Origin of the sequence: Aeromonas sp. QDB03, assembly GCF_027707985.1 — a bacterium.
Lineage (GTDB): Bacteria > Pseudomonadota > Gammaproteobacteria > Enterobacterales > Aeromonadaceae > Aeromonas > Aeromonas hydrophila.
Genome location: NZ_JAPCJG010000015.1, coordinates 65846 through 78046, shown reverse-complemented (window position 1 = coordinate 78046; position 12201 = coordinate 65846). Strand labels below are relative to the sequence as shown.

At 55.0% G+C, this 12201-nt stretch carries 9 protein-coding genes; 4 read left to right on the top strand and 5 right to left on the bottom strand.

Translation table 11 applies throughout. The features are described 5' to 3' along the window. Window positions 1-191: 191 nt before the first annotated feature. A complete protein-coding gene (locus PG900_RS21655) occupies window positions 192-485 on the top strand; it encodes a hypothetical protein (protein ID WP_270803270.1) in 294 nt (97 codons plus the stop codon). Here PG900_RS21655 and PG900_RS21650 read toward each other — a convergent pair. After that, window positions 447-3875, bottom strand: coding sequence for a transporter substrate-binding domain-containing protein (locus tag PG900_RS21650; protein ID WP_270832258.1), 3429 nt, complete (start codon window positions 3873-3875; stop codon window positions 447-449). The genes PG900_RS21655 and PG900_RS21650 overlap by 39 nt on opposite strands. A 123-nt stretch (window positions 3876-3998) precedes the next feature. Here PG900_RS21650 and PG900_RS21645 point away from each other — a divergent pair, with 123 nt between their 5' ends. After that, window positions 3999-4637, top strand: a complete 639-nt coding sequence (locus PG900_RS21645; RefSeq protein WP_029301659.1) for a response regulator — start codon at window positions 3999-4001, stop codon at window positions 4635-4637. Window positions 4638-4665: 28 nt separating this feature from the next. On the opposite strand, the gene PG900_RS21640 is transcribed toward PG900_RS21645, so the two are convergent. From PG900_RS21640 to PG900_RS21625, 4 genes are all read right to left on the bottom strand, one after another. Next, complete coding sequence (locus tag PG900_RS21640; protein ID WP_270832256.1) at window positions 4666-5865, bottom strand: hypothetical protein; 1200 nt, start codon at window positions 5863-5865, stop codon at window positions 4666-4668. A gap of 21 nt (window positions 5866-5886) precedes the next feature. Then, a complete protein-coding gene (locus PG900_RS21635; protein ID WP_270832255.1) occupies window positions 5887-8220 on the bottom strand; it encodes a CS1-pili formation C-terminal domain-containing protein in 2334 nt (777 codons plus the stop codon). Between the two features lie 176 nt (window positions 8221-8396). Then, on the bottom strand, window positions 8397-8888 hold the full coding sequence (locus PG900_RS21630; protein ID WP_077095331.1) for a CS1 type fimbrial major subunit: 492 nt from the start codon (window positions 8886-8888) through the stop codon (window positions 8397-8399). Window positions 8889-8918: 30 nt separating this feature from the next. Further along, on the bottom strand, window positions 8919-9641 hold the full coding sequence (locus tag PG900_RS21625; RefSeq protein ID WP_270832253.1) for a hypothetical protein: 723 nt from the start codon (window positions 9639-9641) through the stop codon (window positions 8919-8921). Window positions 9642-9869: 228 nt separating this feature from the next. Between PG900_RS21625 and PG900_RS21620 the strand changes: the two genes are divergently transcribed. Then, window positions 9870-10607 (top strand): EAL domain-containing protein, encoded by a 738-nt coding sequence (locus PG900_RS21620; protein WP_270832252.1) that lies wholly within the window; start codon window positions 9870-9872, stop codon window positions 10605-10607. 232 nt (window positions 10608-10839) lie between these two features. Beyond that, window positions 10840-12201, top strand: coding sequence for a prephenate-dependent tRNA uridine(34) hydroxylase TrhP (trhP, locus tag PG900_RS21615; RefSeq protein ID WP_016349728.1), 1362 nt, complete (start codon window positions 10840-10842; stop codon window positions 12199-12201).

Sequence of the window (12201 nt, the reverse complement as noted above, 5' to 3'; positions counted from 1 at the left end):
CAGACTGTAAATCTGACGGCTCTGCCTTCGAAGGTTCGAATCCTTCTCCCTCCACCATCATTCAAGAAAACCCGGCCCAGTGCCGGGTTTTCGCTTTTCATGCCTTTCTCCATTTGACACTGTCAGATCTGACAATTGCCTGTCGGCCCGCTTTTGGAAACAGTATTGCCATCACATCAAGAGACATGACCATGTTCGAGATCTGGGATGAAAAGGGACAGGCAACCGGGCTGAGTCTGCCGCAGCTGCAGCAACGACTCAGCTCCTATCGCGGCGAGGTGATGGTGCGTTACATCAACCGCATCGGCCTGCCGACCACTCTGTTTCTGACCGTCGACCAGGGCCTTGCCTATCAGCGCTTCAAAGCCGATACCCCCCTGCTCGACTGGGCCTGGCTGGCACAGGCCGTACAGCCCGCCCCCTCCTCCGGTCATCCTGCGTTGTCATCAGAGAGCCACAGCAGGCTGACGACAGTCTCGGGATAGTGCCGCTAGCTCATCGACAAGTTGTTGCAAAACATCGCGAAATTTCGTCAACTCCACCTCGCATCGTGCACGCCCATCTTTGCGGATTTGCTCTTCCAGATGCCATGCCTGCTCTGCTACTTCGTCAATCCTCATCATGGCTATCGTTCCCGCCTGTCGATGCACCCAATCTGCAAGCGCCTTGTCATCCTTATGGCTCAAGCCAAGGGACTGTTCCAGATCCTGACGAAACGACAGCAGCATTGTCTCAAGTGAAGAACCAAATGTAGCCTGCAACAGGTTGATGTCGAGCAACCTGGGTACCGGCAATATCTGCCACTTCACCAGCATCTGGCTAAGTCCATCCATGAGTACGGGCTTGCCCAATACATCATTCATACCGGCCGCCAGACAACGCTGCGCCTGCTCCGGCAGTACGTTGGCCGTCATGGCAATGATGGGGAGTTGTGCCAATCCCTCTGTGGCCCGCACCCGGCGGGTAAACTCATAACCATCCATCACCGGCATCTGGCAATCGCACAGGATCAGGTCATAGCGATGAAAAGTCAGCATGGCGAGCGCCTGTCGACCATTTTCAGCCAGATCGCACTGCAGATTGAGCTGTTTGAGCTGGCGCTGCACCAGAACCTGATTCAGGTGGTGATCCTCGACGACCAGCAATCGCTGTGGCAACAGTGGTTCATCCGCTCCAACTGACGACAAATCGGACGACAGTTGCTCGGCCAGGCCCAGCTGGCGATAACAGACATCCCTCACGGCCTGCCAGGTTAGGGGATTACTGTTGAGGCAATAATGACCATCATCACCAAGCTGATAACCCAGCACATTGCCAAACGGCACGACCCGGATGGCGGCCGGCTCATTCAGGTCACCAAACAACAAGTGCACACTCTGTGGGGCTTCACACAGCCGCAACCCCAGCGACAGCAGATGCAGCCGCAGCTGGTGGTGCAGTTTGCCATCCGGCAATGCCATAAAGGCACTCAGCCCCGCCAGCTTGGGATCCGGCTCATGGCGCGCTTCCAGTACCAGGGGGATGGACAAGCCAATATAGGTACCTAGCCCTGGGGCACTCTCAAGCCTCAATCGCCCCCCCATCAGCGTCGCCAGCGTCCGGCTGATACTGAGACCGAGTCCGGTCCCCCCATAACTGCGGGTCGTGGCGCCATCCGCCTGCTCGAAGGCATTGAAAACACGGGCCTGCACATCTTCGCTCATGCCGATGCCGGTATCCCGCACCCCAAGCAACAACCACTGCTCTTCATTTGTCTCTCCCTCTACCCTGATCGACAGTTCGATGAAGCCGCGCTCGGTGAACTTGATCGCATTGCTGGCCAGGTTGAACAGCACCTGCTTGAGCCTCAGCACATCACCATAGAAGCGGGCGCCCACTTCATCATCAACACGCAGATAGAGTTGCAACCCTTTGCGCTGCAACTCGCTACTGGTCATTGTCAGCACGCTGTCGATGAGCTCACGCAGCAGAAAGCTGGTGGGTGCCAACTCCATCTTGCCGGCATCCAGCTTGGAGTAATCCAGCACATTGCCGATCAGCTGGAGCAGTCCTTCCGCCCCCTGATTGATGATGCCCACCATCTGGCGCTGCTCCGGATCGAGCGAGGTAAAACGCAGCTGTTCCGCCATGCCGATGATGCCGTTCATGGGGGTCCGGATTTCGTGGCTCATGGTGGCGAGGAAATCGGCCTTCTGCCTGGCGGCCAGCTCGGCCGCCTCCTTGGCAAAGGCCAGATCGGCCTCCACCTGGCGCCGGCGGGTTATCTCCTGGCGCAGGTGAAAGTACGCGATAGAGAGTGAAAGAATAAACAGGGTGATACCGGCACCGACAGGGATCAGGGTACTAACCAGCTTGTGCCACGAGATCCCTTCGTTGTAGTTCACCGCCAGCCAGCTATTGCGGATCTGCCGCTTTTCCTTGTCACTCATGCTGGCGAGTACCCGATTGATGAGCGGCAGCAGCGGGGCATAGGCATCTCTCACCGCGACCGCCAGCTCATCTCTGAAAGGAGTGGGAGCGACAATATGCAGCGAGTCATCAAAATACTCGTTGATGAGCCGTGATATCACCGCCAGATTGCCCATATAGGCATCCCCCTTGCCGGAGGCCACCATCGCCAACCCCTCTCTTGGGCTGGAAACAACCGTGGTCTGTATGTCAGGGATCCGGGACTTCAACTCGGCGATCAACAAGCTGTCGGTGACGATCAAGTGCTTGCCCGCCAGCTCTGCAAATCCCCCAAAAGTGCTGCTGCCACGAGACATGGCAATGACCACGGGAAAGGACGCAATAGGTTGGCTCACCTGCCAACCCGCAACCCTCTGGCTGATTCGAATAGGAATGACTGCAATATCAGCGTCTTGATGGAGCAATGCCTGCAGCAACTCTGGCCAACTCTGATCAACACGGTATTGATAGGCCAAGCCCAGCTTGTCCTTGAACACATTCAGATAGTCGCCTATCAACCCCGTCAATTTACCCTCGTGATCCGCATAGGAAAACGGCACCCACCCAGGAATAAAACCCAGCCTAAGGGGAGGCAGACGGGAGAGCCACTCACGCTCATCAGGGCGCAGTAAAAAACCGCTGTGCCCCTGAAAACTCAAACTGCTGTCACCCAGCCAGCTTTGCTCCAGAGCGCTGCGCTCCTCTACCGTCAGCGCCTGAATCGCGGTATCAAACCGGACTCCCAGTCTGGATTTATGTTTGCTGATACCAAGGTGAAGGCTCTCCATCAACAAGGGGGCCTGAGCGACCACGGCCAGTTCTGGATGTTGGGCAATATACTGATTCGTGACATGCAAATTGCCAATATAGGCATCGGCTCGTTTATCCAGCACCGCCTGCAAAGCAGAACTGGAGTCCCGAAATAGAATACGAGACACATCGGGATAATGGATCCTAACCAGCTTTTCGGTCAGAAAACCAGCTTCGATAGCGATACGAGATTGATTCAAACCACTGACATCACGGAAGAAAGGAGAGTCATGGCGCACCACGACCACAGTCGATGACGAATAATAAGGGCGCGTGTATGAAATGCATTCCCGCTCTTCCGCGCGAAAAGCATCCAGTAGAATATCGACCTCACCACGACAACTGGCCGCATATAGGCGAGTCCAGTCCGGATATACTTTCCACTCAATCCGGTAATCAAGGTTCTTGGCCAATATGCTGATCAGGGCGACGCTGAAACCACTGGCATTATGACCATCCCACTGCTGAAATGGTCCCCACCCCCCCACTAGTAACCCGACACTTACTGTTGGTAATAACGCGTTTTTTTTCGCAAAGAGTGGTTGACTGAATATACTGATATTAAATACCAGTATAACGATTATGCATCGGGATATAGCCACATGAGAACACCTCATCGTGCCAATCCTGAAAAAGGTGACATCATATAAACGCTCGAAAAAATGCGGTGCGCAAAGTAGTATAGAAATGAGATGTTTGGTAGTTTAAATATTATTCGCTGTTTTATATGGGGCTCACCTATGTCTTTCAAGATCATTCTTGCCGACGACCATCCACTGATACTGGCAGGTATCCGCAGCCTTATTGCACACAATCAACCTGGTTGCGAAGTTGTTGCCGAAGCACATCAAGTCTCCGAACTTTTAAATACATTAAAGAAACATCCCTGTAATCTATTGATCACTGACTTCAGTATGCCAGGGGATGAACGCAGCGATGGGCTGACCATGATCCAGCAATTGAAACGAGATTATCCTACCCTACCTATTCTGGTGCTGACCCAGATCCACAATGCCGGCATCTTGCAGTCATTGCTCCAATTAGGGGTAAGCGGTGTCCTGCTCAAAAAAGCTGTGATCAGCGAACTATCCGAAGCCATTCGTCAAATATTATCTGGCCACAACTATATCGGCAGATCAGTGAAAACCCTGCTGGCCGAAGCGGGCCTGGATCACCAGACCAGCCTGGGTCAACTTACCCCCAAGGAGAGCGAAGTCGTGCGTTTATTAGCCAGTGGAATGTCTGTCACCCAGGTGGCCGAGTACCTGCACCGCAGCGTCAAGACCATCAGCACCCAGAAAAAGAGTGCCATGGTACGCCTCGGCCTGCAAAGCGATAGCGACCTGTTTCACTATGCCAAAGAGCAAGGGCTGGCCTGAATCTTGACCTTGGTGAATCACCCGAGCCTTAAATAGCGGCATCATAAATAAGGGTTACATTACCTTTATAAGTGCTGCCCGGATATTCCATCATCAAGGCCAAGACTGGTTCCTGAACTTTAAATATGATGCTTCGCTCTTCATTTATGAAATATGGGCCTCGTAAACTTGCTGAGAATAATTTCTTGACGCCATGTTTCAAGGGAATCTCTTCTTTGGATTTATTTACATAAATCACATCAAGTCTGACTTGCATCCCGAGCCTTTCATTATTCAGCATACAGACTTCACCAATGGCATACTGGCAGTTCAGCCAGACATTAAAATCTGAACTACTCCATAGTCGATATGGTAATTCCGCAATCAAATAGGGAGGAATACGTGCTTTCCCACGATAAATCCAGTCATGCCATCCACCAGGAGGTTGCAACACGACTTTGTCACCACCAGGAGGAAACTCTACCTTTATTTGATGTTGAACTTTTAATGTCAACTCTATTATCAGTTGATTATCTTCATATACCCCATTACCAAGATCGATATCTTTATTTTGGCCTACAGAGAGAATTATCGAACCGGTATAAATTCCATTTGACATTTTCAGCGGAGAAGGAGGTGTTATTTTAAACCCCAAGAACATCGCTTGTATATCAGATGTACCATCCACAGACAGGCCTGTATAACAAGATTTCCCCCCGACATCTCCCCATAATACGATCCAAGAGGTTAGATTAATATAGCCTGCAACCTCTCGTTCAAGATATCGGCACCCCCCCTTAGGATTTGTAAATGCGGTGTTATAAATTTTCCAGCCATCATTTGGATTGACAACAGAATCAAAATGCACTCCTAACTTATCAGGATTAAATAAAACCGAGAACTGTTGCCCTTTATCAGATGTAATAATCATGGTTTTGTTTCCCAACGAACCTAGGGAAACAAAAGAATCTCTTGTATTTGAAAAATCCCTTTTCACATTTCGCTTTACTTTAGTTTTTAATGAAAACAACAAGCTATCAAGTGACATTACACCGCCACTACAGGATGAAAGCCACATTCCCTCACTGGTTTTCACACATTTTGTAGTGCTAACAAAGGTTCCATTATCAGCCTCATAGACTGCAGGCTTATATTCAGCGGTCACTTTAACGACTGCTGCCTGACATGGAAATCCAAACAGCAAGCCTGCTATTAACCACCAATATCCGTACATCGCACCAGCTCTCATTATCTCTTCCTGCTCAAGCACTTATTGACTGGCCCAGGCCTGGGCACTGCAGACCAGATCACCCAGTAACAACACAGCCTGTTGGCGTTCGGCTCGGGCCGTGTCCAGCGCCAGATCGCACTGCTGTGCTCCCTGATATTCCACCTGCAAGCTGGGATTGCGTTCGCTCATCTCCACCGCAAAGAAGCCATCGGCCTCGCTGACTGTGCGGCCCGCGTGGTTGACCACCATGGCGCCTCTCAAGGGATCGCCCTTCTCATCCAACAATCGACCGATGACGGTGACTGTCTGCATGACCCTGACTTTGTGATAGGCCACCCCCCCCTTGTTGAGATGATAGGGCAGGACGTTGGGGCGAATGCTCACCGAGGGCGCATCGTGCTCTGCCAGATCCAGCTGCACGGCGCCACTGCGATAGGCGGCAACGGGTATCAGGTTGCAACCGGGCCGCAACTTGATATTGCTGCCTTGATCGTCATCGGCGCGCAGAGTCAGCTCGGGCATATCGGACTCCAGGTCCACTATCATGCCCGCCTCGTACCCTTGCGATTGACCTGTCATGGTCAGGCTGCCCTCATCGCCAAACGCCAGGGTACTGTCGAGGTTGAGCCCCCCGCTCAGCGCACGGTTATAGGAGGATGATTGCAGGTGGGCATCACCACTGACCAACTCCCCCTGAAACCTGGCGTAGCCTGCCGTGCCGACGCCGTAACTGTCGGTAGTCAAGTTGGCCCCCACGCTCTGCAGTGCGCCCCACTCCAACTGTTGCTGGTACCCGAGGGAGGCGTTGCGCTCCTGCCCACCGGAGCGAGAGGTTCGACTGCCGATACCGATGGCCAGTAGGCTACGCTCTCCTCCCAGATTCATGCTTAGGGAGAGCATGCCACCCCTGTCCCTCGCATGATCAGTACTGATGCTACCTGGCCGGTCAAACACTGTCAGGTTCCAGCTCACTGTTTGACCAAGCAACTCTCCGTTGTAACGCCAGCCCAGATCGGCCCCCAACCCCCGCCCCACCTGGTGTGCCAGATAAAAGTTGGCGGAGTGGCGCTCATCGAGCCGCTGCTGCAACGACAGGTTGCTCTGCTTGAGGTCACGGCTCTCCTCCCCCATTTGCCCATGCTGGCGCTGCTGCTGGTGGCTCAGCACCAGGCTGCCTTCGCCATAATGGTACAAAGCCTGCAAATCGAAGCCGCTACCCAGCGCCTGTGTCGCCATCAGGTTGCCAAACAACCGCCACTGTTTATCCAAGCTCCAGTCGGCAGAGAGACCATGCTGCCAGCGCTGGTCGATATACTGGCTGGAGGCCCCGACTACCACCGAAGGGGTGAGCAGATGGTTGAGCATGACGCCGCTGCTCAGAGGCCGGGCCGTGTCCTCCTCCCAGTTGCTGAACAAGCGGGTCTGCTGGCCCACAAACAGGTTGAAGCGCCAGCTTTTATCCGGGTTTTGCCAGTTCATCGGCTTGTAGATCATCTCTGTACGCCGCTCGGTCACCTGACCATCTTCCAGCACACGCAGCTCCACCTCGTAGATGCCGGTGGGCAGCACTTTGGTATCCAGCGCCTGCAAGCCGGAGAGCACCTGCTGCGAGTTGATGAGCAGCCCATCTCGATAGATCTCGACCATGCCGGGTCGGCTCGGGGTGACATAGACAGGTGTGGTACTGGCCTGGCCCTGCTCTATCAACAGGGTGTCGGAGTCACCCAGCATGGCCCCCAGCACGGTCGGAGTGCCGCCGCCAAACAGGGTGGGCTGACGCACCAGCCCCTGGGCATAGGGCGAGAAGTAGCCCAGCCGATAGAAATGTCCTGTACCTTCGTGTTCGGCATAAAGTTGCTGCACATGATGCTGAGCCGCCTGCCCGCCGCCAGACTGGCTCACTTCTCCCTCCAGCAGCGGAGTCCACTGTCCTATGCTGCCCTGTGCCATCAGGTTGTAACGGCCACTGCGCTGCTCCCCTTCCCCCTGGGTCAGGTTCAACTGGTGGCGCAACAGGGCGCCATAGCTGCCCCCGCTGGGCAGGTTGTAATAACGGGTCAGCGGCTGCCCCTTCTCGGCACCGGCCGTCAGCACCGACAACTGGGAGTTCTCCAGGCTGTACTCCAGCGCCAGCACTTCGTCGGTACACTGATTCTGACATGGGCCCAGTCGATGGGATGCCGTCAGCACCTTGCTCCAGCGCTGGCGGTCCCGTTCTTCCAGCTCGCTCTCGTGGCCGTCGGTCAGAGCCAGCAGTTGTACGCTGGTGTCTTTGCCCAGCACTATCTCGCCTTCCCCCAACAACTGCCCATCCACCAGGATGCGCACCGTCAGCGGGACGCCGAAGAAGTAGTCGGCAAAACCATCAGGCAAATCTTCTGCTTGTTGTAGCAGGTCAAGGGGTTGTGCAACATGCCCCCCCGTAGCCCAGGCCGGTACACACAATACAACCAGGATCAACAGGAAAGAGAAATACGGCACAAGCTATCTCACTCTTCTAAGCACAGACAAAAAGGCTCCCCCGATACAGGGAGCCTCCATCAATCGGCTTATGCGCCACCTTTAGGGGCTTCCGATTCAAATATCATGTTGACTACCCCCTGGTAGTTGCCTGGCTTGTAGCCAGCGACCGGGGCATCCACCGGGATCACTTCCAGCCCCAACAACTTGCCGGTCTTGGCATCATCAGCCTTCATTACTTCAACGGAGGTGGTCGACAGGGCGACACCGCCCACCTTAACGGTCAGGGGAATGTTGTCGTTGCCGCTGGCCATCACGGCCGGGTTGGTCAGGTAGCCGGTGATGGCACCTATGGTGCTCTTGGCATCCAGCTGTTTGCTCAGCTTGTCCAGCTTCTTGGTATAAGGGTTGTAGGCCAGCTTCTGCGGCGTGCTCATCCAGTTGTCCCCGCCGGTCGGCTGTACATAGAAAGCTTCGGTCGGGATCTGGGCGGTCACAGTGACCTGATGCTCAATACGTTCGGCAGCCATCAGATTGGCCGACACCAGCATGGCCAGGGGCGCAGCTATCCATACTTTCATTACTCTCTCCTCTCTCGGATATAAGAAACATCAGTGACCAATCACCATGTTTCTGCTCTTGTCACCCTCAATCAGTTCAAACCGGTAAAGGTGATCGCTCTTTTTCATCAGTTGCTTCTGCATATTTGGCAACAGATGGATCTTGCTTGGGGTGGAACAGTTTTTCTTCCGCCCATCACACTCTTCAAAAAAATCCAGCGCTATGGTGGCGTTACCCTTATTCACGACTGTAGTCATGGTGTCCGTCTTTATAAACTGGGTATCAAACCGACTCTTTTTTGGCATCACAAAAATAATGGCGCCAAAGCCTGTCAATATATTTACCCCGGCCGAGACTTGCTGCTGTTCCTTCTGAACAGAATTTGCATCCAGATCGAAGCCATCCTCCTGCTTTGGCAACACAGGAATAAAACGGACCCTGAAATAGCGCTCCTTGTCCCGCTCTCCCATAAACAGCAGCCGGGTCGCCTGCACCCCATTGGCCGGAATAATCATGCGGGAGGGGCTAGCAATCAGTGCTCTACGCCCCTCGGTTAACTCTGCCGACTCCTGCGGCTGGCCAGCCGCATCGTAGGTGATTTCGTGAATGGCGACCTTTACAAAGGCGGTTGCATCACCCTGATTACGAATACGCTTTAAATAAGTACTCTGCTGGCCAGACATATAGTCATAGAGCGTACCTATACTGATTTCAGCCGATGCCAGCGCATTGCCACTGCATATCAGCAACAAGATAGAAAAAATTTTCTTCATGACAGTTCCAGATCCAGACTGGGTTTCACATGCCAGATTTTATTTATCAAAAAATAAAAACTGGCTGTATATCACTGGAGTCAGTGTATTTATAACCGCGGGGGAAGTTAATCAGAAAAGTCCTATATTGACTTTGCAAATTCAGCCTCATTATCAGAGGATTCCTACAGAGCATTAAACCATCTCTCCTGTATTATCTGCAGCCATATCCGTCAACAGGTGAGTGCCGTGTTTGCATTTCAAGAAGAGTACCCAATAAGTGACATGGCAAGCATCGCGGTAGCCGAGCTTGCCGTGCCCTTTTACCAGCCGATCATCGGTCGGGATCATCAGGTCAAGGGTTATGAGGTACTGGCCAGACGCTGGGAGCCGGCTCAGCAGAGCTATCAGGGCATCGACTTTGCCTCCCTCAGTGAGGAGCAATCCCTCCATCTGGACATCGTCATGCTGCGGGCCATCATGCGGGATCTGCCGACCCTGGCGCAGGCCGGGCCCTATTTTCTTTCCATCAATCTCAACCCGACCCTGAACAGCCCCACCTATCAGAACCTGTTGCTGCTGGTGCTGATGCAGGCGCGCAAGCTGGGGATCGAGATCTGGTTCGAGGTGGTGGAACAGGCCCCGCTGCAGCGGCAGCACAGGGCGCTGATCGAGGTACTGCGCAGCCACGGTGCCCATATCGCCTGCGATGACTTCGGCACCCTGGAGTGCAACTTCCAGCGCATGCTGGCGCTGCCCTACGAGGTCATCAAGCTGGATCGCTCCCTGCTGCTGCAAGCCAGCAAGACGCCCCATGCCCTGCGCATGCTGACCGGTCTGGTGGAGTACCTGCAGCGGCTCGGCATGAAGGTGGTGTGCGAAGGGGTCGAAACCCTGCAGCACATCGAGACAGCCAACCGGCTCGGTTGCGACTATCAGCAAGGCTACGCCTACGCCATGCCCTCCCCCCTCTCTCGCTGGGCCTGAACCGCGCATTTTTGGCCGCCGACTCGCGCCGGGGACATTCCCCTGCCAAATTGCATGATGCGGTGAGGGCGAGTACAATCTCGCACCCCGTTTATCCGGTGCATGCTGCTGCAGCCCGGATATGTCGTTATCGGGTCGCGCCGAGCGAGTCCTCACTCCCGGCGCAGCTCAACCCATACGGCGCCATCAGGTGGCGCCGTCCTGATTTGCAATCAGATACGAAGAGTCCGCCATGTTTAAACCAGAATTGCTCTCCCCCGCAGGTTCCCTCAAGAACATGCGTTACGCCTACGCCTATGGCGCCGATGCCGTCTATGCTGGCCAGCCCCGCTACAGCCTGCGGGTGCGCAACAACGAATTCGATCACGAGAATCTGCAGCTCGGCATCAACGAAGCCCATGCCCTCGGCAAACAGTTCTACGTGGTGGCCAACATCCAGCCCCACAACTCCAAGCTCAAGACCTTCATCCGCGACATGCGTCCGGTGGTGGAGATGAAGCCGGATGCGCTGATCATGTCCGACCCCGGTCTCATCATGATGATGCGCGAAGCCTTCCCTGACATGCCTATTCACCTGTCGGTGCAAGCCAACGCGGTCAACTGGGCTACGGTGAAGTTCTGGCATCAGATGGGCCTGACCCGGGTCATCCTCTCCCGCGAACTGTCGCTGGACGAGATCGAGGAGATCCGCATGCAGGTGCCGGAGATGGAGCTGGAAGTGTTCGTCCACGGCGCGCTGTGCATGGCCTACTCCGGCCGCTGCCTGCTCTCCGGTTACATCAACAAGCGTGACCCCAACCAGGGCACCTGCACCAACTCCTGCCGCTGGGAGTACAAGGTGCACGAAGGCAAGGAAGATGACGTGGGCCAGATCGTCCACCGTCAGGAGCCCATCGCCATCCGCCCGGACAACACCCTGGGCCTGGGCAAACCGACCGATGCGCTGGTGCTGCTGGAAGAGTCCAACCGCCCGGGCGAGTACATGAGCGCGTTCGAAGACGAACACGGCACCTACATCATGAACTCCAAGGATCTGCGCGCGGTCGAGCACGTCGAGCGACTGACCAGGATGGGCGTGCACTCGCTGAAAATCGAAGGCCGCACCAAGTCCTTCTACTACTGCGCCCGCACCGCCCAGGTCTATCGCAAGGCGATCGACGATGCGGTAGCCGGCCGGCCGTTTGACCGCAGCCTGATGGGCACCCTCGAAAATCTGGCCCACCGCGGCTATACCGAGGGCTTCCTGCGCCGTCACAACCACAGCGAATACCAGAACTACGACTACGGTTACTCGGTCTCCGACACCCAGCAGTTCGTTGGCGAGATCACCGGTCGCAACGGCGACATGGTGGAAGTCGAGGTGAAGAACAAGTTCCTGGTGGGCAACAGCCTCGAACTGATGACCCCGCAGGGCAACCTCAGCTTCAATCTGGAGCAGATGCAAAACCGCAAGGGCGAGCTCATCGACACCGCGCCGGGCAACGGCCACGTGGTCTATGTGCCGGTACCGAAGGAAGTGGACGTTGACTACGGCATCCTGCTGCGCAACCTCGGTGAGCGCCAGGATACCCGTCAGCCGCACTCGGCCGCCTGA